This is a genomic window from Pseudomonas sp. 10(2024) (genome assembly GCF_045164175.1).
GTDB lineage: Bacteria > Pseudomonadota > Gammaproteobacteria > Pseudomonadales > Pseudomonadaceae > Aquipseudomonas > Aquipseudomonas alloputida.
The window spans coordinates 3,837,256-3,859,940 of record NZ_CP174006.1; the positions used below are offsets into that span (position 1 = coordinate 3,837,256).

18 protein-coding genes, 4 tRNA genes and 1 pseudogene are annotated in these 22,685 nt (G+C 61.7%); 5 read left to right on the plus strand and 18 right to left on the minus strand.

Annotation, left to right across the window (positions count from 1 at the left end; translation table 11 throughout):
• Window positions 1-121: 121 nt before the first annotated feature.
• The 9 genes from lon to ACI7M0_RS17435 form a co-directional block, all read right to left on the minus strand.
• Window positions 122-2,518 carry an endopeptidase La gene (gene lon / locus ACI7M0_RS17395; RefSeq protein ID WP_010953272.1) on the minus strand — a complete coding sequence of 799 codons (2,397 nt, stop codon included), beginning with the start codon at window positions 2,516-2,518 and terminating at the stop codon, window positions 122-124.
• 163 nt (window positions 2,519-2,681) lie between these two features.
• Window positions 2,682-3,965, minus strand: a complete 1,284-nt coding sequence (gene clpX / locus ACI7M0_RS17400) for an ATP-dependent Clp protease ATP-binding subunit ClpX (protein WP_003250242.1) — start codon at window positions 3,963-3,965, stop codon at window positions 2,682-2,684.
• A gap of 108 nt (window positions 3,966-4,073) precedes the next feature.
• Entirely contained in the window at window positions 4,074-4,715 is a 642-nt protein-coding gene (clpP, locus tag ACI7M0_RS17405) for an ATP-dependent Clp endopeptidase proteolytic subunit ClpP (RefSeq protein ID WP_003259400.1), read from the minus strand.
• A gap of 91 nt (window positions 4,716-4,806) precedes the next feature.
• Window positions 4,807-6,120, minus strand: coding sequence for a trigger factor (gene tig, locus ACI7M0_RS17410; protein ID WP_014753846.1), 1,314 nt, complete (start codon window positions 6,118-6,120; stop codon window positions 4,807-4,809).
• A 248-nt stretch (window positions 6,121-6,368) separates the two neighbouring features.
• Entirely contained in the window at window positions 6,369-6,668 is a 300-nt protein-coding gene (locus tag ACI7M0_RS17415; RefSeq protein ID WP_104962145.1) for a DUF6388 family protein, read from the minus strand.
• 188 nt (window positions 6,669-6,856) lie between these two features.
• Window positions 6,857-6,932 (minus strand) — tRNA-His (locus ACI7M0_RS17420).
• A 36-nt stretch (window positions 6,933-6,968) separates the two neighbouring features.
• A tRNA-Leu gene (locus ACI7M0_RS17425) sits at window positions 6,969-7,053 on the minus strand.
• A 52-nt stretch (window positions 7,054-7,105) separates the two neighbouring features.
• Window positions 7,106-7,181 (minus strand) — tRNA-His (locus tag ACI7M0_RS17430).
• A gap of 41 nt (window positions 7,182-7,222) precedes the next feature.
• Window positions 7,223-7,299: transfer RNA gene (locus ACI7M0_RS17435), tRNA-Arg, on the minus strand.
• A gap of 269 nt (window positions 7,300-7,568) precedes the next feature.
• Here ACI7M0_RS17435 and folD point away from each other — a divergent pair.
• Window positions 7,569-8,423 (plus strand): bifunctional methylenetetrahydrofolate dehydrogenase/methenyltetrahydrofolate cyclohydrolase FolD, encoded by an 855-nt coding sequence (folD, locus tag ACI7M0_RS17440; protein ID WP_003250234.1) that lies wholly within the window; start codon window positions 7,569-7,571, stop codon window positions 8,421-8,423.
• Between the two features lie 126 nt (window positions 8,424-8,549).
• Here folD and ACI7M0_RS17445 read toward each other — a convergent pair whose 3' ends face one another.
• From ACI7M0_RS17445 to ACI7M0_RS17470, 6 genes are read right to left on the minus strand one after another with little or no spacing between them, the layout of a single operon-like run.
• Window positions 8,550-10,289, minus strand: coding sequence for an ABC transporter substrate-binding protein (locus tag ACI7M0_RS17445; RefSeq protein WP_003250232.1), 1,740 nt, complete (start codon window positions 10,287-10,289; stop codon window positions 8,550-8,552).
• A gap of 39 nt (window positions 10,290-10,328) precedes the next feature.
• A complete protein-coding gene (locus ACI7M0_RS17450; RefSeq protein ID WP_129933833.1) occupies window positions 10,329-10,601 on the minus strand; it encodes a DUF2160 domain-containing protein in 273 nt (90 codons plus the stop codon).
• A 12-nt stretch (window positions 10,602-10,613) separates the two neighbouring features.
• Complete coding sequence (locus ACI7M0_RS17455; protein ID WP_003250228.1) at window positions 10,614-11,414, minus strand: carbohydrate ABC transporter permease; 801 nt, start codon at window positions 11,412-11,414, stop codon at window positions 10,614-10,616.
• A 3-nt stretch (window positions 11,415-11,417) separates the two neighbouring features.
• Complete coding sequence (locus tag ACI7M0_RS17460; protein WP_003250226.1) at window positions 11,418-12,284, minus strand: carbohydrate ABC transporter permease; 867 nt, start codon at window positions 12,282-12,284, stop codon at window positions 11,418-11,420.
• Window positions 12,281-13,378 (minus strand): ABC transporter ATP-binding protein, encoded by a 1,098-nt coding sequence (locus ACI7M0_RS17465; protein ID WP_129933831.1) that lies wholly within the window; start codon window positions 13,376-13,378, stop codon window positions 12,281-12,283. Before ACI7M0_RS17465 ends, ACI7M0_RS17460 begins: the two co-directional genes overlap by 4 nt.
• Complete coding sequence (locus tag ACI7M0_RS17470; RefSeq protein ID WP_129933830.1) at window positions 13,378-14,472, minus strand: ABC transporter ATP-binding protein; 1,095 nt, start codon at window positions 14,470-14,472, stop codon at window positions 13,378-13,380. The genes ACI7M0_RS17465 and ACI7M0_RS17470 overlap by 1 nt, the downstream gene beginning before the upstream one ends.
• Before the next feature lie 223 nt (window positions 14,473-14,695).
• Here ACI7M0_RS17470 and ACI7M0_RS17475 point away from each other — a divergent pair, with 223 nt between their 5' ends.
• Window positions 14,696-16,444 carry a sigma-54-dependent Fis family transcriptional regulator gene (locus tag ACI7M0_RS17475; protein WP_129933828.1) on the plus strand — a complete coding sequence of 583 codons (1,749 nt, stop codon included), beginning with the start codon at window positions 14,696-14,698 and terminating at the stop codon, window positions 16,442-16,444.
• A 108-nt stretch (window positions 16,445-16,552) separates the two neighbouring features.
• Here ACI7M0_RS17475 and ACI7M0_RS17480 read toward each other — a convergent pair whose 3' ends face one another.
• The 3 genes and pseudogenes from ACI7M0_RS17480 to ACI7M0_RS17490 all read right to left on the minus strand — a co-directional run.
• A complete protein-coding gene (locus ACI7M0_RS17480; RefSeq protein WP_020191755.1) occupies window positions 16,553-18,241 on the minus strand; it encodes a bifunctional diguanylate cyclase/phosphodiesterase in 1,689 nt (562 codons plus the stop codon).
• Between the two features lie 13 nt (window positions 18,242-18,254).
• Window positions 18,255-19,130, minus strand: a complete 876-nt coding sequence (locus tag ACI7M0_RS17485) for a methyl-accepting chemotaxis protein (protein ID WP_371264237.1) — start codon at window positions 19,128-19,130, stop codon at window positions 18,255-18,257.
• Between the two features lie 408 nt (window positions 19,131-19,538).
• Window positions 19,539-19,820: pseudogene (locus ACI7M0_RS17490) on the minus strand (PAS domain-containing protein); the annotation flags it as partial.
• 266 nt (window positions 19,821-20,086) lie between these two features.
• On the opposite strand from ACI7M0_RS17490, the gene ACI7M0_RS17495 reads away from it, so the two are divergent.
• The 3 genes from ACI7M0_RS17495 to ACI7M0_RS17505 all read left to right on the plus strand — a co-directional run bounded on the left by ACI7M0_RS17495 (window position 20,087) and on the right by ACI7M0_RS17505 (window position 22,681).
• Window positions 20,087-20,401 carry a helix-turn-helix domain-containing protein gene (locus tag ACI7M0_RS17495; protein WP_010953232.1) on the plus strand — a complete coding sequence of 105 codons (315 nt, stop codon included), beginning with the start codon at window positions 20,087-20,089 and terminating at the stop codon, window positions 20,399-20,401.
• 227 nt (window positions 20,402-20,628) lie between these two features.
• Window positions 20,629-21,939 (plus strand): C4-dicarboxylate transporter DctA, encoded by a 1,311-nt coding sequence (locus ACI7M0_RS17500; RefSeq protein ID WP_010953231.1) that lies wholly within the window; start codon window positions 20,629-20,631, stop codon window positions 21,937-21,939.
• 43 nt (window positions 21,940-21,982) lie between these two features.
• Entirely contained in the window at window positions 21,983-22,681 is a 699-nt protein-coding gene (locus ACI7M0_RS17505; protein ID WP_010953230.1) for a FadR/GntR family transcriptional regulator, read from the plus strand.
• Window positions 22,682-22,685 lie beyond the last annotated feature (4 nt).

Consider the following 22,685-nt stretch of genomic DNA (forward strand, 5'->3'; position numbering starts at 1 on the left):
TTTCTAAGTATGTAATGAAAAGCTTATGAAACGTGTGCTGGGAGGCATGGCGACAATAACGTGCCGCTTTATAGCAAGGCGCCGAAAATACTGTCAAGGAAAGCCCCCCAGCCAAAAACTACTAATGCGTGCTGATTCTTTCCTTAGCATCGCCGTCGCGCTTCTCGTCTTTCGCGACAATCTCCGGAGCCACATCTGGCAAGGGCTCCGGGGCGTATTGCAGCGCAATTTGCAGGACTTCGTCAATCCATTTGACCGGTTTGATCTGAAGATCCTGTTTGATATTTTCAGGAATCTCCTTGAGATCGCGAACATTTTCCTCGGGAATGATCACCGTCTTGATCCCGCCACGGTGTGCCGCAAGCAGTTTTTCCTTCAGCCCGCCAATGGCCAATACCTGGCCACGCAAGGTGATTTCGCCGGTCATGGCCACATCGGCACGTACCGGAATCTGCGTCAGCGCCGACACCAGTGCGGTGCACATTCCGATACCGGCACTTGGGCCGTCCTTCGGCGTGGCACCTTCAGGCATGTGGATGTGCACGTCATGCTTCTCGTGGAAGTCGGCGGCAATCCCCAGGCTGCGGGCGCGGCTGCGCACCACGGTCTGCGCGGCGGTAATCGACTCGACCATGACATCGCCCAGCGAGCCGGTCTTGATCAACTGACCCTTGCCGGGGATGACCACGGCCTCGATGGTCAGCAACTCGCCGCCCACCTGGGTCCAGGCCAGGCCGGTTACCTGGCCGATCTGGTCCTGCTGCTCGGCCAGGCCATAGCGGAACTTGCGCACGCCCAGCAGGTGCTCCAGCTGCTCGCTGGCCACCTTGACCTTGACCTGCTTCTGCCCGGTATGTTCCTTGACCACCTTGCGGCAGACCTTGGCAATTTGCCGTTCCAGACCCCGCACACCGGCTTCACGGGTGTAGTAGCGGATGATGTCGCGAATCGCCGAGACGTCGACTTCCAGCTCTTCTTTCTTCAAGCCGTTGGCCTTGACCTGCTTGGGCACCAGGTACTTGACCGCGATGTTGATCTTTTCGTCCTCGGTGTAGCCAGGCAGACGGATGACTTCCATCCGGTCCAGCAGCGCCGGCGGGATGTTCATCGAGTTCGAGGTGCACAGGAACATCACGTCCGAGAGGTCGTAGTCGACCTCCAGGTAGTGGTCGTTGAAGTTGTGGTTCTGCTCAGGGTCGAGCACTTCCAGCAGTGCCGAGGCTGGGTCGCCGCGCATGTCGCTGCCCATCTTGTCGATCTCGTCGAGCAGGAACAACGGGTTGCGCACACCCACCTTGGTCATCTTCTGGATCAGGCGACCCGGCATGGAGCCAATGTAGGTACGGCGGTGGCCACGGATCTCGGCCTCGTCACGCACGCCACCCAGGGCCATGCGCACGAACTTGCGGTTGGTGGCGGCAGCGATCGACTCGGCCAGCGAAGTCTTGCCGACGCCGGGTGGCCCGACCAGGCACAGCACCGGACCGCGGATCTTCTTGACGCGCTTCTGCACGGCAAGGTACTCGAGGATGCGTTCCTTGACCTCTTCCAGGCCATAGTGGTCGGCATCGAGGATTTCCTCGGCCTTGGCCAGGTCCAGACGCACCTTGCTCTGAGCCTTCCACGGCACCTGCACCAACCAGTCGAGGTACGAGCGCACCACGGTAGCTTCGGCCGACATCGGAGACATTTGCTTGAGCTTGTTCAGCTCCGCCTGAGCCTTGGCCAAGGCATCCTTAGGGAGACCTGCGGCTTCGATGCGCTTTTTCAGCTCTTCGACTTCATTGTGGCCTTCGTCACCATCGCCAAGTTCTTTCTGAATGGCCTTCATCTGCTCATTCAGGTAGTACTCGCGCTGGCTGCGCTCCATCTGCTTCTTGACCCGGCCGCGAATGCGCTTTTCGACCTGCAGGAGGTCGATTTCGGCATCCAGCAGTGCCAGCACGTGCTCGACACGGGTAGTCAAGTCGACGATTTCAAGAATTTCCTGCTTCTGCTCGATCTTCAGGGCCATGTGCGCGGCCATGGTGTCGACCAGGCGCCCTGGCTCGTCGATGCTGTTCAGCGAAGACAGCACTTCGGCAGGCACCTTCTTGCCCAGCTGAACGTACTGTTCGAACTGCGACAGCAGCGTGCGCACGAACACTTCCGACTCGCGCTCGGCAGTGTCGGTTTCGTCGATCAGGGAGACTTCAGCACGGATGTGCCCTTCAACTTCGGAGAAGCGCTCGACCGCACCACGCTGCTCGCCCTCGACCAGCACCTTGACGGTGCCATCAGGCAGCTTCAGCAGTTGCAGCACGGTGGCAACGGTACCGACACGGTACAGGGCGTCCTCGCCCGGATCGTCGTCGGCTGGATTCTTCTGGGCCAGCAGAAGGATCTGCTTTTCGCCCGTCATCGCCGCCTCGAGGGCTTCGATGGACTTTTCGCGCCCCACGAACAGCGGGATAACCATGTGCGGGTAAACAACGACATCGCGCAATGGCAAAAGAGGCAAGTCGAGGGTGGTCTTCATGATTTCGCCTCTACAGCGGCCTTATGGCCGGAAACCGGTGGAAATGATGCTTGGACCTAATGTGGGGGCACGCTTGGGAAATTACAAGCGCTTGCACAGGAAAAGCAGAAAGGGGCCCGTAGGCCCCCTCTTGCTTGCAACCGAGAACCGGCCATTGCCTGAATCAGGCGTCTGGCGCGGCCTTGGCTTGCGGTTCGCTGTTTTCGTAGATCATCAGCGGCTGCGAGGTGCCCTCGATGACGCTCTCGTCGATAACCACCTTGCTGACATCCTTTTTCGAAGGGATCTCATACATGGTATCGAGCAACACGCCTTCGAGGATCGAACGCAGGCCACGAGCGCCAGTCTTGCGCTCCAGGGCCTTGCGTGCAACGGCCTTGAGCGCATCGCTGCGGAACTCGAGGTCGACGCTTTCCATCTCGAACAGCTTGGCATACTGCTTGGTCAGGGCATTCTTCGGCTCGGTGAGGATCTGCATCAACGCAGCCTCATCCAGCTCGTCAAGGGTAGCCAGTACCGGCAGACGGCCGACGAATTCCGGAATCAGGCCAAACTTGACCAGATCGTCCGGCTCGACCTCACGCAGGGACTCGCCAACCTTCTTGCCCTCTTCCTTGCTGCGCACTTCGGCACCAAAACCGATGCCACCTTTGGTGGAACGGTTCTGGATGACCTTTTCCAGGCCCGAGAACGCACCACCGCAGATGAACAGGATGTTGCGGGTATCAACCTGCAGGAATTCCTGTTGCGGGTGCTTGCGGCCGCCCTGCGGCGGAACCGAGGCCACGGTGCCCTCGATCAGTTTCAGCAGCGCCTGCTGCACGCCCTCACCGGACACATCGCGGGTAATGGACGGGTTGTCCGACTTGCGCGAGATCTTGTCGATTTCGTCGATGTAGACAATGCCCATCTGGGCCTTTTCCACGTCGTAGTCGCACTTCTGCAACAGCTTCTGGATGATGTTCTCGACGTCCTCACCCACATAACCGGCTTCGGTCAGGGTGGTGGCGTCAGCAATGGTGAACGGTACGTTCAACAGGCGTGCCAGGGTTTCGGCGAGCAGGGTCTTGCCCGAGCCAGTTGGCCCGATGAGCAGGATGTTGCTCTTGCCCAGTTCGACTTCGTCACCCTTCTTGTCACGCTGGTTCAGGCGCTTGTAGTGGTTGTACACCGCTACGGCCAGCACCTTCTTTGCGCGTTCCTGACCAATGACGTACTGGTCAAGGATGCCGCTGATTTCTTTCGGCGAAGGCAATTTGTGCGCGCTGCTCTCGGCCTGGGCTTCCTGCACCTCCTCTCGGATGATGTCGTTGCACAGGTCGACGCACTCGTCGCAGATAAATACCGAGGGCCCGGCAATCAGTTTGCGCACTTCGTGCTGGCTTTTGCCGCAGAAGGAGCAATAAAGCAATTTGCCGCTGTCCTCGCCGTTACGGGTGTCAGTCATTCGATCGATCCAATCCGGTAGGCTTGCAACACAAGATGAAGGCAATTGCGGGCTTTTTCAAGTCCGCAGGTAGGCGCTTTCGACGCCCACCTGCTCTGACCCCCCGGTTCAGGAGGCCAGTTGCCGCTTGTCGTAGACCGAGTCGATCAGGCCGTACTCGGCTGCGCGCGAGGCGCTCATGAAGTTGTCACGCTCGGTGTCACGTTTGATGGTCTCGAGGTCCTGGCCGGTGTGATAGGCCAGCAGCTCGTTCAGACGGGCCTTGATATTGAGGATTTCCTGGGCGTGGATCTCGATATCGGTGGCCTGACCCTGGAAGCCGCCCAGCGGCTGGTGGATCATCACGCGCGAGTTAGGCAGGCAATGACGCTTGCCCTTGGCACCTGCCGCCAGCAGGAAGGCGCCCATGCTGCAGGCCTGGCCGATGCAGATGGTCGAAACGTCCGGCTTGATGAACTGCATGGTGTCGTAGATCGACATGCCGGCGGTGACGGAACCGCCCGGCGAGTTGATGTACAGATGGATATCCTTGTCCGGGTTTTCCGCCTCAAGGAACAGCAGTTGCGCAACGACGAGGTTGGCCATGTAGTCCTCTACCGGGCCAACCAGGAAGATCACACGCTCCTTCAACAGGCGCGAGTAGATGTCGTAAGCGCGTTCGCCACGGGCGGACTGCTCGATAACCATCGGGACCAGGCCGCCTGCGGCCTGGATGTCAGAGCTCTGCTGAATATAAGAATTGCGGGACATGTCCTGCGCTCACTCCCAAATAGTCATGGCTTGAATACGCACAAGCCAGCTCGAAGGCTGGCTTGTGGAGGTTTCCTACGAGAGAAGCCCGTTACTCAGCAGCGGCAGGAGCCTCGGCTGGTTTAACGGCTTCTTCGTACGAGACCGACTTGTCGGTCACAGTCGCTTTCTGCAGAACAGTATCTACAACTTGTTCTTCCAGCACAACCGAACGCACTTCGTTCAGTTGCTGGTCGTTCTTGTAGTACCAGGCGATGACCTGCTCAGGCTCCTGGTAAGCCGACGCCATTTCTTCGATCATCTCGCGAACCTTGGCGTCGTCCGGCTTCAGCTCGAACTGCTTGACCACTTCGGCCACGATCAGGCCCAGCACGACGCGGCGCTTGGCTTGCTCTTCGAACAGCTCGACTGGCAGCTGCTCAGGCTTGATGTTGCCACCAAACTGCTGAACAGCCTGCACGCGCAGACGGTTGACTTCGTTTTCCAGCAGGGCTTTTGGCACTTCGATCGGGTTGGCGGCCAGCAGACCGTCCATGACCTGGTTCTTGACCTTGGTCTTGATCGCCTGACGCAGCTCACGCTCCATGTTCTTGCGAACTTCGGCGCGGAAGCCTTCCAGCGTCGATTCCTTGATGCCGAACTGGGCGAAGAACTCTTCGTTCAGTTCTGGCAGTACAGGTGCCGAAACGCTGTTGACGGTGATGGTGAACTCAGCGGCTTTGCCAGCCAGGTCCAGGTTCTGGTAGTCCTCTGGGAAGGTCACGTTGACAACGCGCTCTTCGCCAGCCTTGGCGCCCACCAGACCTTCTTCGAAGCCTGGGATCATGCGGCCGGAACCCAGCACCAGCAGGGTGCCCTTGGCCGAACCACCGGCAAACGCTTCACCGTCGACCTTGCCGACGAAGTCGATGTTGACCTGGTCGTCGTTCTGCGCAGCGCGCTCGACGGCCTCAAAGCGGGTGTTCTGCTTGCGCAGCACTTCCAGCATGTTGTCCAGGTCACTGTCAGCCACTTCGGCGCTCAGGCGCTCGACCTTGATCGACTCGAGGCCCGCAACAGTGAACTCAGGGAACACTTCGAAGATGGCGACGAACTCCAGATCCTTGCCCTTTTCGAAGGACTTGGGCTCTACAGCCGGGGCGCCAGCCGGGTTCAGCTTCTGCTCGACGATGGCTTCGTAGAAGGAGGCCTGGACCAGGTCACCGAAAGCCTCTTGACGGGCGTCCGCCTCGAAACGCTGACGGATCACGGTCATCGGTACTTTACCAGGACGGAAGCCCGCAATCTTGGCGCGCTTGGCAGTCTGCTGCAGACGCTTGTTGACTTCGTTCTCGACGCGCTCGGCCGGAACGGCGATGGTCATGCGGCGCTCGAGAGCGGAAGTGTTTTCAACAGAAACTTGCATGGATATTCCTCGTTGCACAGACGTTAGCCGGCGTTAGCCCGACTCCAGAATCAAGGGCAAACATTCTAGTGAGTCACGCAGCAGAAGTCACCCCGCACGGGACGACTGAAAACAACGCCGGTCGATTAACTTTCAAGGCCCGCACGGCACAGCGCCAGGCCTGCTTCCAACAGGGGCTGCGCGGCGCCGGGGGCGGCCTGCAGCCGAAATACTTTGTCAAACAACTACCCGCAACGCATTCGCTTCCTTTATTCAGGATCAATGTCGTTGAACTGGCAGTACTCCTCCCATTCCAGCCCCAGCGCCTCGGCCACTTCACGGTGCGTTTCCAGGCGCATGGCCTGCAGCTGCTCCGGGGACTCGGCAATCAATTGCAGCGCCAGCTCCCAAGGCTCAATACCCTGCTCCTCGGCGGCATCCTCGAACGCCCACTCGATTTGCTGGGCCTGCTCACGCGCATCCAGCTCGCGGATCTCCTCGATCAACTGCGGATTGGCTTCGGCAAAGCGCTGCAGCGCCAAGGCCTGACGGGCTTCTTTTGCAATCATCGTGGTGTCCTTTGCCGGCCAAACGGGCCGGTGTTTCAACCGGCTGAAATCTAACAGCTTTTATTGGGGTGCCACCAGTGGATTACAAGGGGCAGGAAGTGTTTTGGCTGGGGCGCGGCTCATCACCGCTACGCAGACCCAAAACAAAAAGGCGCCCGATCTCACGATCAAGGCGCCTTTCAGGAATATGGGGTGGACGATGGGAATCGAACCCACGACAACTGGAATCACAATCCAGCGCTCTACCAACTGAGCTACGCCCACCATATTGCGGTCTTGCTGTACAACCTTACAGAAGCATGGTGCGGACGAAGAGACTCGAACTCTTACAGCTTGCGCCGCTGGAACCTAAATCCAGTGTGTCTACCAATTTCACCACGTCCGCGTAACGCTTAAAACAAAGGCGCCAGATGCTATCGAGGCGCCCTTGAAAAATATGGGGTGGACGATGGGAATCGAACCCACGACAACTGGAATCACAATCCAGCGCTCTACCAACTGAGCTACGCCCACCATATTGCATTACAGCCTACTTGCTTGCCAAAGCTGCCTAATGGCGCACCCGGCAGGACTCGAACCTGCGACCATCCGCTTAGAAGGCGGATGCTCTATCCAGCTGAGCTACGGGCGCTTAAGCTTGAAGCCTAACCGAACGAGACGCTAACAAGGAACTGTTAAACCACTCATTCTGCCCGACTTAGCCAACCAGTGCTAGGCTGTGCCCGACAAGTGCGGCGAATCTTATAGTCGACCCCGAAAGTCGTCAACACCTTTTTCGAAAAAATTTAAATTATTTAAGGGGTTAGAGGATTTGCCCGACCACCCGCCTTTGCCCTTGGCCCATGTCGTGCGAGAATGCACGTTCTTTATTGTTCCTTCTCGATGGTTAATCACGCGTCTATGACTGCACACCTAATCGATGGCAAGGCTATCGCCGCCAGCCTGCGCCAGCAGATCGCTCAACGTGTCGTGGAGCGTCGCCAGCAAGGCCTGCGTACGCCGGGCCTGGCAGTGATCCTGGTCGGCACCGACCCCGCCTCCCAAGTCTATGTCTCGCACAAGCGCAAGGACTGCGAAGAGGTCGGCTTCATTTCGCAGGCTTTCGACCTGCCCAGCGAGACCACGCAACAAGCCCTGACCGAGCTGATCGACCGTCTCAATGACGACCCGGCCGTCGACGGCATCCTGTTGCAACTGCCGCTGCCGGCACACCTGGACGCCTCGTTGCTGCTCGAGCGCATTCGCCCGGACAAGGATGTGGACGGCTTCCATCCGTACAACATCGGCCGCCTGGCCCAGCGTATTCCACTGCTGCGCCCGTGCACACCGAAAGGCATCATGACCCTGCTGGAAAGCACCGGCCAGGACCTGTACGGCATGAACGCGGTGATCGTCGGCGCGTCCAACATCGTTGGCCGCCCGATGGCCATGGAACTGCTGCTGGCCGGCTGCACCGTGACCGTCTGCCACCGCTTCACCAAGGACCTGGCCGGCCATGTCGGGCGTGCCGACCTGGTGGTCGTGGCTGCCGGCAAGCCGGGCCTGGTCAAGGGTGAGTGGGTCAAGGAAGGCGCCATCGTCATCGACGTGGGCATCAACCGCCAGGAAGACGGCAAGCTGGTCGGCGACGTGGTCTACGAGACTGCCCTGCCCCGCGCCGGCTGGATCACACCGGTGCCGGGCGGCGTCGGGCCGATGACCCGGGCGTGCCTGCTGGAGAACACGCTGTATGCGGCAGAAGAGCTGCACAAGTAATACCGCGTGATGCGAAAACGGCACCTTTGCAGGTGCCGTTTTTTTTGCCCGTGACTAATGGCCTCTTCGCGAGCGAGCGGTTGCACGGCCCCCGCGGTCGGTGAAACCACCACGGTGTTCAGCCGATCACTTCCTGGCCGCCTCCCAGGACTTCAGCAGTTCGTTGTAGCTGACGGTCTCGCCCATGGGCTTTTCGTTGGCCAGCTTGGCTTTCGGCGCACCCGGCTGGTCGAACCAGTACTGGGCATCCTTCTCCGGATTCAGCTTGGGTGCACACGTCGCCTGGGCGTTGGAGCGTTGCAGACGCTCCATCATGCGGTCCTGGTCGCGGGCCAGCCCATCCAGGGCTTCCTGCGGGGTCTTTTCGCCACTGGCGACTTCGGCGATATGGCTCCACCACAGCTGTGCCAGCCGCGGGTAGTCCGGCACGTTGGTGCCGGTCGGCGTCCACTGCACCCGCGCGGGGCTGCGATAGAACTCCACCAGCCCACCGAGCTTGGGCGCCAACTCGGTCATGGCCTGGGAGTTGATGTCCGACTCACGAATAGGCGTCAGGCCGACGATGGTCTTTTTCAGCGATACGGTCTTTGAGGTGACGAACTGGGCGTACAGCCACGCCGCCAAGCGTTGCTTCTCGGGGGTGGACTTGAAGAAGGTCCACGAGCCAGTGTCCTGGTAGCCGAGTTTCATACCCTCTTCCCAGTAAGGCCCCTTCGGTGAAGGCGCCATGCGCCACTTCGGCGTGCCGTCGGCATTCACGACCGGCAAGCCGGGCTTTGTCATGTCGGCGGTGAATGCGGTGTACCAGAATATCTGCTGGGCAATGTTGCCTTGCGCCGGCACAGGGCCGGCTTCGGAGAATGTCATGCCCTGCGCTTCCTTGGGCGCGTAAGCACGCATCCAGTCCACGTACTTCTGCGTGGCATAGACGGCGGCCGGCCCATTGGTATCGCCGCCGCGGGTCACGCTGGAACCCACCGGATGGCAGTCCTCCACGCGAATGCCCCATTCATCGACCGGCAAACCATTGGGCAGGCCCTTGTCGCCGCCGCCGGCCATCGAGAACCAGGCATCGGTGAAGCGCCAGCCCAGTGACGGGTCTTTCTTTCCGTAGTCCATGTGCCCGTAGACGCGCTTGCCGTCGATCTCCTTGACGTCTTCGGTGAAGAACTTGGCAATGTCCTCGTACGCCGACCAGTTCACTGGCACCCCCAGTTCATAGCCGTACTTCTCTTTGAACCTGGCCTTCAACTCCGGCCGTTCGAACCAGTCGGCGCGGAACCAGTACAGGTTGGCGAACTGCTGGTCGGGCAGTTGGTAGACCTTGCCATCGGGCGCGGTGGTGAAGGAAATACCGATGAAGTCCTTCAGGTCGAGGGTCGGCGAAGTATAGGCTTTGCCCTCGTTGGCCATCAGGTCGGTGATCGATTCCACTTTGCCGTAGCGAAAGTGCGTACCGATCAGGTCGGAGTCGTTGACCCAGCCGTCATAGATGTTCTTGTCCGACTGCATCTGCGTCTGCAGTTTTTCCACCACGTCGCCTTCCTGCAGCAGGTCGTGGGTCAGCTGGATGCCGGTGATTTCACTGAAAGCCTTGGCCAGCACCTTGGATTCGTATTCATGGGTGGTGATGGTTTCCGACACAACGTTGATCTTCATCCCGCGAAACGGCTCGGCTGCCTTGATGAACCACTGCAATTCGGCCAACTGCTGTTCGGGGGTAAGGGTCGAAGGCTTGAACTCACTGCCGATCCATTTCTTTGCCGCCTCTTCGTACTGGTCGGCCCAGGCTGTGCCTTGCACGCTGGCCAGTACCAGCAACGCGGCCAGGGTCAAATGTCGCCTGTTGTGTTTGTTGTCGAACATTGTGATCTCCCGTTTCAGTTATCCCACAGGGCCGCTCGCTCAGCCCCAGCGCAACACCACCGCCAGCCACGCCAGCGACAGCAGCGAGGCCACCCACAATGGCCAGTCGCTGACACCGACCACCAGCAGGTGCAGGTAGGCGCTGGCCAGCAGGCCGATGAACAAACGGTCACCTCGGCTGGTGACCAGCGGCAAAAAGCCCCGTCGCTCTACGCAGGGGCGACGCAGTTCAAGCAGGGTCATGCCCAGCAGCAACAGGCCCACAGCGACGAAGAACAGCGCTGTCGGCAGGGTCCAGGCCATCCACTCCATGCGTTGCCCTCCTCACACCCGGCCCAGGGCGAAGCCCTTGGCCACATGATTGCGCACGAACCAGATCACCAGCATGCCCGGCAAGATGGTCAGCACCCCCGCCGCCGCCAGCACACCCCAGTCGATGCCCGATGCCGACACCGTGCGGGTCATCACCGCGGCAATCGGCTTGGCATTCACCGAGGTCAGGGTGCGCGCCAGCAGCAGTTCGACCCAGGAGAACATGAAACAGAAAAACGCCGTGACGCCGATGCCGGAGCCAATCAGCGGAATGAAGATCTTCACGAAGAAGCGCGGAAAACTGTAGCCGTCGATGTAGGCGGTTTCGTCGATTTCCCTTGGCACACCCGACATGAAGCCCTCCAGGATCCACACCGCCAGCGGTACGTTGAACAGGCAATGGGCCAGCGCCACGGCAATGTGGGTATCGAACAGCCCGATCGACGAGTACAACTGGAAGAACGGCAGCAGGAACACCGCCGGTGGCGCCATGCGGTTGGTCAGCAGCCAGAAGAACAGGTGGCGGTCGCCGAGAAAGCGGTAGCGCGAGAAGGCATAGGCCGCGGGCAACGCCACGAGCAGTGAAATCAGCGTGTTCAGGCACACGTAGTACAGCGAGTTGATGTAGCCGCTGTACCAGCTGGCGTCGGTGAAGATCACTCGGTAGTTGTCGAGCGTGAACGCCTGCGGCCACAGGGTCAGGCCGCCAAGGATCTCGGCGTTGCTCTTGAACGACATGTTCAGCAACCAGTAGATCGGCACCAGCAGGAAGAAGAAGTACAGCAGCAGGGCCATTGATTTGCGTGTGCTCATGGCCTAGTCCTTGTCGGCATGGGTCATGGCTGTGTAGAACAGCCACGACACCAGCAGGATGATCAGGAAGTACACCAGTGAAAACGCTGCCGCCGGCCCCAGGTCGAACTGCCCTACAGCCATACGCGTGAGGGTTTGGCTGAGGAACGTGGTCGCGTTGCCTGGCCCGCCGCCAGTCAGCACGAACGGCTCGGTGTAGATCATGAAACTGTCCATGAAGCGCAGCATCAACGCGATCACCAGCACGTTCTTGAGCTTGGGCAGCTGGATATGGCGAAACACCGCCCAACCCGAGGCCCGATCGATGCGCGCGGCCTGGTAGTACACGTCGGGGATCGCACGCAGCCCCGAATAGCACAGCAAAGCCACCAACGAAGTCCAGTGCCACACATCCATCACCAGCACGGTGAGCCAGGCGTCGAACGGGTCACCGGCGTAGTTGTAGCTGACCCCGAGCTTGGCCAGGGAAGCGCCGAGCAGGCCAATGTCGGCCCGGCCGAAAATCTGCCAGATAGTGCCGACCACGTTCCACGGGATCAGCAACGGGATAGCCATGACGATCAGGCACACCGAGGCCATACGGCCTTTGGTTGGCATGGCCAGGGCGATGCCTATACCCAACGGAATTTCGATCAGCAGTACACAGGCCGAGTAAATGAACTGGCGCAGCAATGCGTCGTGCAGCGCCGGGTCGCGCAGTACCTGGCGGTACCAGTCGGCACCGACGAAGTAGCGGCTGGACTGGTCGAAGATGTCTTGCACCGAGTAGTTGACCACCGTCATCATCGGCACCACCGCGCTGAACGCGACCAGCAGGAACACCGGCAGCACCAGCCACCAGGCCTTGTTGTTCGGCACCTTGTTGTTCATGGCCCGGCCTCCAGCAGCACATCGTCGACATACAGCATCAGCCACTGCGCCGGCAGGCTGACCCAAGCCTTGTCCACAGGCAACGGGCGGTCCTCGCCCAGCCTCGCCTTGAGCGCGACACCGCCCAGTTCGAGGGTGACGATGCGATAGGTACCCAGGTCTTCGACGTCCAGCACCCGTGCCGGGTAGGCACCCTCGAACGGGCTGTCCCACAGCTGCACGAACTCCGGGCGAATGCCCACCTGCAGCCGCCCGCCCGCCAATGCAGCCAGGCGCTCGCACAAGCCATCGGGCAGTACCAACTGGACATCGCCGAACACCACCGCGCCCGCCTCGGCACGCACGTCGATCAAGTTCATGCCCGGGCTACCGATGAAATAACCAACGAATGTATGCCGCGGTCGCTCGAACAGCTCGCGCGGGGTGCCGAACTGGACGATGCGTCCGCCGTGCATCACCGCGATCTTGTCGGCGAAGGTGGAGGCCTCCAACTGGTCGTGGGTGACGTAGATCATGGTGATGTTGAACTGCTCATGAATCTGCTTCAGCTTGCGCCGCAGCTTCCACTTCAGATGCGGGTCGATCACCGTCAGCGGCTCGTCGAACAGGATCGCCGACACGTCATCGCGCACCAGGCCACGCCCCATGGAGACTTTCTGCTTTTCATCGGCGGTGAGGTTGCGTGCTTTCTTGCGCAACACGGCAGTCAGCTCGAGCACTTCGGCAATTTCTTCCACCCGGGCACGCACCCGGGCTTCATCGAGCCCCTGGTTGCGCAAGGGGAAGGCCAGGTTGTCGAACACTGTCATGGTGTCGTACACCACCGGGAACTGGAACACCTGGGCGATATTGCGCGCCTGCGGGGACAGCTGGTTGACCGGCTTGCCGTCGAACAGCACCTCGCCATGAGACGGCGTCAGCAGCCCGGAAATGATATTGAGCAAGGTCGACTTGCCGCAGCCCGACGGCCCGAGCAACGCATAGGCACCGCCCTGCTCCCACACATGTTCGAGTGCGTGCAGGGCATAGTCTGCCTCGCTGGCGGGCTGGCGGCTGTAACTGTGCGCCAGCTGGCGCAGGCGGATTTCGGCCATCACCCTCTCCTTGTCTGGCGCAGCCCCGGAGCCTGCACCAACACCCCGGCGCTGTCGAAAACGAACAGCTTGTGCGTGGGGATGAACACGCGTATCGGCGTGTCCACCTGGTACTCGTGCACCCCGGGAAGGTGCAGCACCATGCGCCAGTATTCGTTGCGCACATGCAGAAATGTTTCTGACCCACTGATCTCGGCCAACTCCACCAGTACCGCCAGCTCCAGGTCATCGTCGTGGGCCGGCACCAGCGCGATATGACTGGGGCGCACGCCGAAGCGGTAGTCACCCTCGGCCAGCGGCTCCAGGTCGGCATTGCGGGCAAAGTGCACGGTCTGGGCCAGGCTCACCTCGTTACCCGTGATACGGCCAGACACCAGGTTGATCGGCGGCTCGGAAAACAGCTCGGCAGCCAGCACGCTGCTGGGGCGCTGATAGACCTCGGCGGTGGGCCCGCTCTGCACGATACGGCCTTCGTGCACAAGGGTGGTGGTGCCGCCCAGCGCCAGCGCCTCGTTGGGCTCGGTGGTGGCGTACACAGCAATGCAATGGCGCGCCGCGAACAGCTCGCGCAGCTCCTGGCGCAGGCCTTCGCGCAACTTGTAGTCGAGGTTGACCAATGGCTCGTCGAAGAGGATCAACGAGGCATCCTTGACCAATGCCCTGGCCATCGCCGTGCGTTGCTGCTGGCCGCCGGAGAGCTCCAGTGGCAGGCGTTGCAGGTAGGTTTCGATGCGCAGCATCTCGGCAGTTTCCTGCACCCGCCGCCGGATCTGGTCCTCGGCCATGCGCGCCTGGCGCAGCGGCGAGGCGATGTTTTCGTACACGCTCAAGGTCGGGTAATTGATGAATTGCTGATACACCATCGACACATTGCGCTGACGCACCGGCACACCGGTGACGTCCTGGCCATCCATCAGCACCCGCCCCCGGTCAGGACGGTCCAGCCCGGCCATCAGGCGCATCAGGCTGGTCTTGCCGGCCAGGGTGCGACCCAGCAGCACATTGAACGAGCCGGGCTCGAAACGCAGTGACGCATCGACGATCCACGGCTGGTTGTCGACGCTACGGCTGACCTGCTCCAGCACCAGGGACATGGCGTGGCCTTTTTGTGATTGTTGTCTGCCGGGTACAGCCAGTTCCGTGCCAGTCCTTGCCCGATGCTCTGGTTCGGGGCCTGGGTGGCAGCGCTGGCAAATCGCGGGTTCGCACGTGAACACAATCACTGCACAACTGGACACTGGCCAGTTTGACAATGAACAGCCGTGAACAACACTGAACGGCGGTCGACCCATGACAACAATCACACAGGACAGGCCCGTGGCCGCATCCACTTCGACCCACACCCAACTGATCCAGGCGTCCTGGGACCGCTGCCGCGCCCACGGCCTGCAGCCGCAGCATGCGCCAGACTTTGACTGCCTGTCCCGCGCCGAGCTCAGTGCCCTGCTGGAGCGGCGCCAAAACCTGCTGCGCCTGACCCGCGAGGAAGTGCTACCGCACTATGCGCACCTCTTGGGTAACGCCAGCTACCTGGTGATGCTGGCCGATGCCAGTGGCTGCCTGCTCGACAGCTGGGGCTCGCGGCGTTTCATCGAACCGCGCCAGCACCATGGTTTCAGCGCCGGCGCCCATTGGCACGAACGTGGCGTCGGTACCAACGCCCTGGGCACCACACTGATTTGCGCCGAAGCGGTTCACGTCGGCCAGGACGAACACTTCCTGCGCCAGAACCGCTACATGTCCAGCGCCGCCGCCCCCCTGTTCGACGCCGCACGGCAGCTGGTCGGGGCGCTCGACGTAGCCAGCGACGGCTACCTGCCGGCCAGCCAGACGCTTGGGCTGGTGCGCATGATGGGCCAGAGCCTGGAGAACCGCCTGATCCTCGCCGAACATGCTGACCAGCATGCACAACTGATCTTCAACAGCGCCTCCGACAACCTCGACAGCCCTTGGGCCGGCTTGCTGGTGTTCGATGAACGCGGGCAGGTTTTGGCCGCCAATCACCGGGCCGATAGCCTGCTCGGTGTAAACCCGCTGGAGCAAAACATCGAGCAACTGTTCCAGTTACCCCTGCAACAGCTGCTCAGCCATCCCCGACAACAGCCCTTCGCTCTGCAGGCCACCGGGCGCAACCGCTTTCACTGCCAGTGGCACCCCCCACGCGAAACCACTCGCCGCCCCGAAGCCGGCAGTGCCGAGCCGCGCCTGGAAAAAGCCTTGATACAAGCCGGCCTGCTATTGGAAAAGGACATCCCGGTGTTGGTCGAGGGCGAAACAGGCGTAGGCAAAGAAGTGTTCGTCGACACCCTGCACCGGGCCAGCAGCCGCGCCAGGCAGCCGCTGGTCGCCGTAAACTGTGCGGCGATCCCGGCCGAACTGGTGGAGTCGGAACTGTTCGGCTATGACAAAGGCGCGTTCACCGGCGCCCACCACAAGGGCAACCCGGGGCTGATCCGCAAGGCCGACCACGGCATCCTGTTTCTGGATGAGATTGGCGACATGCCACTGCCCACCCAGGCCCGTCTGCTGCGCGTACTGCAGTCACGCAGCATCCAGCCGCTGGGCAGTGGCGAACCGGTGCCGGTGGATATCCGCGTGGTGTCGGCGAGCAATCGCAACCTGGCCGAAGAAGTGCGCGCCGGGCGCTTTCGCCAGGACCTGTACTACCGCATCGCCGGCCTGACGCTGGTGCTGCCCCCCCTGCGCGAACGCGCTGACCGGCGCCAGCTGATTGAGCAGGTGCATGCCCGCTACCGCGAGCCCGGGCAACCTGCGCGGCTGCCGCCGGCCATTATCGACCTGTTCGATCAACACCCCTGGCCGGGCAACCTGCGCGAACTGGTGAGCGTGCTACAGGTCGCGTTGGCCCTGGCGGCCAACGGGCCGGTAGGCGTCGAACACCTTCCTGCGGGTTTTCTGGCCGAGTCGAAAACACCGGTGCCGATAGCGACTGAAGAGACGGACCTGCAGAGCCTGGTCGAGCAAGCCAATGGCAACCTGTCGGCGGTGGCCCGCCGACTTGGTATCAGCCGCACCACACTGTACAAGCGGTTGCGTGGGCGATGAATCGATTGGCCCGGAAGCGCGCCGCACAGCAGGTTTTCGAAGCCACCCCTGATCGACAAGCAGGTGGCGCCCCCCGTGCAGGTCAAGACCACGGCCCGCTGATGACCTTCAAGGGTCACGCCACTGCACTGGCTGCCGGTAGGCCTGTGCCCAGGCTTGCACGTCACTGGCGGGCATCGGCCGGGCAATGCAGTAACCCTGCGCCAGCTCGCAGCCCAGGCCCATCAGTACCCGGCCGTGCTCGACACTCTCCAGCCCCTCGGCAATCACCTCGCGGCCAAACGCCCGGGCCAGGCCGATCACTGCCTCCGTCAGCGCCAGGTCGTCCTGGTCATGAAGGATGTCACGCACGAACGACTGGTCGATCTTGATCGTCTGGGTCGGCAAGCGTTTCAGGTAACTCAAGGACGAATAACCGGTGCCGAAATCGTCCAGCGAGAAACGCACACCCAGCGCACGGCAGGCATCCAGGCAACGGCTGACATGCTGCAGGTTGTCGATGGCCACCGACTCGACGATTTCCAGGTCCAGCAGCGCCGGGTCCACCGCCGGGTACGCTGCCAGCAGTTGCTGCAGGCGCTCGGCAAAGTCACTGCGCTGCAAATGCCGCGCGGCGATATTCACGCTCAGCGACCAGGGTTGCCCTTGGCGCTGCCAGGCCTGCAACTGGCTCAACGCCTGCCCGATCACCCACTCGCCGATTTCGACGATCAGGTCGGTCTGCTCTACCCAGGGCAGGAAATCACCAGGCGGCACCACGCCACGGCCTGGCCGCTGCCAGCGCAATAAACCCTCGAAGCCCAGTACCTTGCCACTGCGCAGGTTGACCTTGGGCTGGTAGTAAAGGCACAGCTCACCGTTGCGCAGCGCCCGGCGCACGCGCGCCACGGTCTGGTGGGTGGCCTTGAGTTCCTGTTCCTGCGACACGTCGAACAGGTGGTAACGGTTGCGCCCGCGCTGCTTGGCCACATACATGGCCTGGTCGGCATGGCGCACCAACGTGTCGGCATCTTCGTCATCCTGCGGGTACAGGGTCACGCCGATACTGGCGCTGAGCGACAGCGTATGCTCACGCACCACACAAGGCGCCGCCAATGCACGCAATACCCGCTGCAGGGCTGCATGCAGCTGGTGCTCATCGTCGACGTCGCGCAGGATCAGCACGAATTCGTCGCCCGACAGCCGGGCCACGGCATCACCACCGCGCAGGATGCTCTTCAAGCGCTGCGCCACTTCCACCAGCAGCAGGTCACCCACGGCATGCCCGTAGCCGTCGTTGACCGCCTTGAAACCATCCAGGTCGAGCATGCACACCGCCAGCGAGATGCCTTCGCGGCGCGAGTAGGCCAGGGCCTGGTTCAGCAGGTCGGACAGGTAGGCACGGTTGGGCAGGCCGGTGAGCACATCGTGCCCCACCCGCCACTGCAAGGTATGCAGCAACTGGCGCTTCTCGGTGACGTCAAAGCGGATCGACACATACTTGCGCACCTGGCCTGTCAGCGGATCGACCAGTGGCACCATGGTGCTGTCGACCCAATACAACGAACCGTCCTTGGACCGGTTGCAGATTTCGCCCTTCCACACCCGCCCGGCGACCAACGCCCGCCACATGCCGACAAAGAACGTCGGTTCATGCAGCCCGGAATTGAGGATGCGGTGGTTGGCCCCCAACAGTTCCTCACGGCTGTAGCCCGAGATGCTGCAGAATTGCTGATTGACGTAGGTGATGTTCCCACGCAGGTCGGTTTCCGAAAAGATCGCGGCCGCGTCCACGGCCGCGCGATAGTTATCATCCATAAAGCATCCTGCCTTAGCGGTTGAAGCGCTCCACCAGGGCGCGCAATCCGGCGCACACGTGTTCCAGTTCGGTACCGCGCGAGGCGGCGGCGTTGGCGCTATGGGCGCTGTGCTGGGCAATACCGGCTACGCCGTTGATCTGCCGCGAAACGTCTTCTGCCACCGCCGACTGCTGCTGCGAGGCGGTGGCCATCTGCTGGCTCATATCGCTGATGCGCTGTACCGCGTCACGAATGCCATGCAGCGCCTGCCGGGCTTCCTGCACCTGGGCAACGCCCTGCTCGGCACCGTCGATGCCTCGGCTGGCGATCGCCACGGCTTCCTCGGCGCCACTGCGCAGGGCATCGATGATGGCCTGGATGTGCAGGGTGGACTGGCGGGTCTTGTCGGCCAGTGCCCGCACCTCGTCGGCGACCACGGCAAAGCCCCGGCCCTGCTCGCCCGCACGGGCAGCCTCGATGGCGGCGTTAAGGGCCAGCAGGTTGGTTTGCTCGGCAATGCCGCGGATCATCCCGGCGGCCTCGGCGATGGCGCCGGTCTGACCCGCCAGGTGGCTGACCGCCTGGTTGATCTGCGTCACGGTGCTGGCCAGGTTACGAATGGCCGCACCGCTGGCATCGGCCACCTGGCTACCTTGCTCGGCCAGCAGGTGCGCCGTGTGTGCCTCGGCGGCGGTCAACTGCACGTGGTTGGCCACTTCGCCAATGGAGGCGGCCATCTGGTTCATTGCAGTGGCGCTCAGGTCGGTTTCGGCACGCTGCTCCAGCAATGCCGCCTCGGTGCTGCGCGACAACTGCCCGGCATCGCGAGCGGCCACGGCCATTTGCCCGGCCAGATCGCTTAGCCGGGTCAAGGCGGTTTTCAGGCGTGCCTCTTCGCTGATCAGCATCAGTTGCAACTGCCCGGCAGCACCCGACAGGTCGCTGTAGGTCAAGGCTGCAATCGGGTCGGCGAAGGCACCGTCGGCACCCTGCACAATCTGCTGCAGCTGCCGCCCGAGGGCATTGCGCGCCCACAGGCCGCAGGCCACGAACAGCCCCAGGGTCAGCCCCTGCCCCACCAGGCCAGGCCACAGCTGGTTGGCCCCCACTGCCAGCAGCCCACCGGCCAGTGGCAAGGCCAAGGCCTGCGTCAGCAAGCTCAGCCGGCGCGGCGCCGACAATGCCGCCTGGCCGTTGCGCAGCCGCGCATACAGGGCTTCGGCACGGGCTACTTGCTCGCGCGTAGGGCATACGCGCACCGACTCGTAACCCACTACCCGCCCACCTTCGAGGATGGGCGTGACGTAGGCATTGACCCAGTAGTAGTCGCCGTTACGGCAGCGGTTCTTGACGATACCCATCCAGCTCTTGCCGGCTTTCAGGTAGCGCCACATCAACTCGTACACCGCCGGCGGCATATCCGGGTGGCGCACCAGGTTGTGCGGGCTGCCGATCAGTTCGGCCTCGCTGTAGCCACTGATGGCGGCAAACTCTGGGTTGCAGTAGGTGATCAGGCTGGCGGTATCGGTAGCAGAAATCAGCCGCTGATGGGGGGGGAAACGTTGCTCGACCGGGGTTACCGGCAAGTTGAGGCGCACGATGAGACTCCATTCAATGACAAGCCGGCACCCAGTTCATCGACGGCCATCGGAACCGAATCATGAGGATCCGTTCCAATGGGCAAAAGCGCTTCCTGCCGTTACGGCACGAGGCCGAACGGTACAAGGAAGGTGACGATGACTGACCGGTCAAGCCATGAATTCTACGAAATTCATCACATAAATAAAACAAAGGTGATCGATCATGGCGTTGCGCCACATTGATAGATATCGTTAAGTTCTTGATTCTAAATGGGAATTAAGCGATGACGAGATCAGCTTTGGGTATCGCCCTGCGCCGCTACCGCAAGCTGGCGGGCCTGACCCAGGCACAACTGGCCGAACGGACCGGCTTCGACCCCAAGACCATCAGCCGTTTCGAAACCAGCACCTACACCCCCAGCATCGATGCAATCATGGCGTTTGCCCAGGTGCTGGGCGTCAAGACCAAGGACTTCTTCGCTGAACCGGACGACGAAGAGGAGCAGCGCGCCTACCTGTTCGGCGTCATCCACAACGCCCCACCCAAAGATCTTGGCAAGCTGATTGCAGCAGTGGACCAGGCACTGGCCAAGCCCTGAGCTATTTCACGCGCCCGCTTTCACGGCACGCACCGAACTAGAGCATGGCAGGCCGGATTGCCCCACAACTGGTCAGACCGGTAAGGCCAAAAATCCTTGCAATCAGGGATTTTTCGCGCTTTTATGGCCTCGCGCTGAACAAACCGGTAAGACCACAATAATTAAGTCCTGCGCTCTTTCGCCCCGTGCGGCTACCGAAGCAAGGACACCGATCAGAGACTCCTCCCATGCTCAAATGGTGCTCGCGTTCGATTTTCCTGCAAGTCGTACTCGGCCTTGCCCTCGGCATCGCCTGCGGTCTGAGCTTCCCCGACCTCTCCCTGCAACTCAAACCCCTCGGCGACGGCTTCATCAAGCTGATCAAGATGCTCATCGGCCTGATCGTGTTCTGCGTGGTGGTCAGCGGCATTTCGGGTGCGGGTGACCTGAAAAAGGTCGGGCGCATCGGCCTGAAGTCGGTGATCTACTTCGAAGTGCTGACTACCCTGGCGCTGGTGATCGGCCTGGTGTTCGCCTTCACCAGTGGCATTGGCAGCGGTGCCAACATTCACCTGGATCAACTGTCGGCCGCCGATGCCAACGGCTTGGCCGAGCGCGGCCAGCACATCCATGGCGCCACGGCATTCTTCATGGACCTGATCCCCACCTCGGTGATCGGTGCCTTCGCCGACAACAACATTCTTCAGGTGCTGCTGTTCTCGGTGCTGTTCGGCAGCGCCCTGAACCTGGTGGGTGACTCGGCCGCCGGCATTTCGCGACTGATCAACGAACTGAGCCATGTGATCTTCCGCATCATGGGCATGATCGTGCGCCTGGCGCCGATCGGCGTGTTCGGTGCCATCGCCTTCACCACCAGCAAGTACGGCCTGGCGTCGCTGCAGCACCTGGGCGGGCTGGTGGCGCTGTTCTACCTCACCTGTGCCGGCTTCGTGCTGATCGTGCTGGGCACCGTCATGCGCCTGTCGGGCCTGAAACTGCTGCCGTTGATCAAGTACCTGCGCGAAGAGCTGACCATCGTCCTGGGCACCGCCTCTTCCGACGCCGTGCTGCCACAGATCATGCGCAAGCTTGAGCACCTGGGCATCGGCAGTTCCACGGTCGGCCTGGTGATCCCTACCGGCTACTCGTTCAACCTCGATGGTTTTTCCATCTACCTCACCCTGGCAATCGTGTTCATCGCCAACGCCACCGGCACGCCACTGGAAATGACCGACCTGCTGACCATCCTGCTGGTGTCGTTGGTGACTTCCAAGGGGGCTCACGGCATCCCAGGCTCGGCACTGGTGATTCTTGCCGCCACCCTGACTGCGGTACCGGCGATTCCCGTGGTAGGCCTGGTACTGGTGCTGGCGGTGGACTGGTTCATGGGTATCGGCCGGGCGTTGACCAACCTGATCGGCAACTGCGTGGCCACCGTGGCCATCGCCCGTTGGGAGAAGGACATTGACCTGGAACGTGCGCAGAACGTGCTCGACGGCAAGCCTGGCTTTGCCCCCACGCCACGCAAGCAACCCAGCGCCCATCAACAGGAATTCTGAGCGAACGTGGCCGGCATGACGCCGGCCCTTCCAGGAGCGAACCGTGATCAGCTCATCAACCGTCGTCAACTCAGTGGTGGAAAAACTCCGCCAGGCCCTGGCCCGCGGCCAATGGCGCACCGGCGACATGCTGCCAGGCCAGCGCGAACTGGCCGAACAACTGGGCATCAGCCGCCCCAGCCTGCGCGAAGCGGTAACCGTGCTGGAAACACTGGGCCTGGTGCGCTCGTTACCCGGCAAGGGCGTGTTGGTGCTCGATGCCGATGCCCAGCCGTCGGGCGTGGAAACCAGTGCTGCGGCCAGCCTGGCCGACGTGCTGGAACTGCGCTACACACTCGAACCGTTCATCGTCGGCCTGGTGGCGCAGTCGGCCAACAGCCAGGACATCGGCCAGTTGCGCCTGACCCTGATGGACATGCGCGAAGCGCTGGAGGCCGATGACAGCGAGGCCGGGGTCAAAGCCTACATTGCCTTCCATGAGGCGCTGTTCGCCCTGACCACCAACCCGATTTTCCAGAGCGTGGTGCAGCAGACCGGCAATGCCCTGAAGCAAAGCGCCGACATGCTGCGCAACTCGCCCGAGCACCTGGCCGCGCGGCTGAAGGAAAACGAAGCGGTGGTGCGCGCCATTCGCGAACGCAGCAGCGCCCAGGCCAGTGCCCAGATGCGTCAGCACATCGTGGCCGAAGGGCTGCGCATGGGCATCGCGCTGAATATCCCGGACGAACATCCGCATCCATGACCTC

Coding starts and splice junctions, on each gene's coding strand:
- lon (WP_010953272.1), bottom strand. CDS start 2,518: ATGAAGACCACCCTCGACTTGCCTCTTTTGCCATTGCGCGATGTCGTT.
- clpX (WP_003250242.1), bottom strand. CDS start 3,965: ATGACTGACACCCGTAACGGCGAGGACAGCGGCAAATTGCTTTATTGC.
- clpP (WP_003259400.1), bottom strand. CDS start 4,715: ATGTCCCGCAATTCTTATATTCAGCAGAGCTCTGACATCCAGGCCGCA.
- tig (WP_014753846.1), bottom strand. CDS start 6,120: ATGCAAGTTTCTGTTGAAAACACTTCCGCTCTCGAGCGCCGCATGACC.
- ACI7M0_RS17415 (WP_104962145.1), bottom strand. CDS start 6,668: ATGATTGCAAAAGAAGCCCGTCAGGCCTTGGCGCTGCAGCGCTTTGCC.
- folD (WP_003250234.1), top strand. CDS start 7,569: ATGACTGCACACCTAATCGATGGCAAGGCTATCGCCGCCAGCCTGCGC.
- ACI7M0_RS17445 (WP_003250232.1), bottom strand. CDS start 10,289: ATGTTCGACAACAAACACAACAGGCGACATTTGACCCTGGCCGCGTTG.
- ACI7M0_RS17450 (WP_129933833.1), bottom strand. CDS start 10,601: ATGGAGTGGATGGCCTGGACCCTGCCGACAGCGCTGTTCTTCGTCGCT.
- ACI7M0_RS17455 (WP_003250228.1), bottom strand. CDS start 11,414: ATGAGCACACGCAAATCAATGGCCCTGCTGCTGTACTTCTTCTTCCTG.
- ACI7M0_RS17460 (WP_003250226.1), bottom strand. CDS start 12,284: ATGAACAACAAGGTGCCGAACAACAAGGCCTGGTGGCTGGTGCTGCCG.
- ACI7M0_RS17465 (WP_129933831.1), bottom strand. CDS start 13,378: ATGGCCGAAATCCGCCTGCGCCAGCTGGCGCACAGTTACAGCCGCCAG.
- ACI7M0_RS17470 (WP_129933830.1), bottom strand. CDS start 14,472: ATGTCCCTGGTGCTGGAGCAGGTCAGCCGTAGCGTCGACAACCAGCCG.
- ACI7M0_RS17480 (WP_020191755.1), bottom strand. CDS start 18,241: ATGGATGATAACTATCGCGCGGCCGTGGACGCGGCCGCGATCTTTTCG.
- ACI7M0_RS17485 (WP_371264237.1), bottom strand. CDS start 19,130: ATGCTGATCAGCGAAGAGGCACGCCTGAAAACCGCCTTGACCCGGCTA.
- ACI7M0_RS17495 (WP_010953232.1), top strand. CDS start 20,087: ATGACGAGATCAGCTTTGGGTATCGCCCTGCGCCGCTACCGCAAGCTG.
- ACI7M0_RS17500 (WP_010953231.1), top strand. CDS start 20,629: ATGCTCAAATGGTGCTCGCGTTCGATTTTCCTGCAAGTCGTACTCGGC.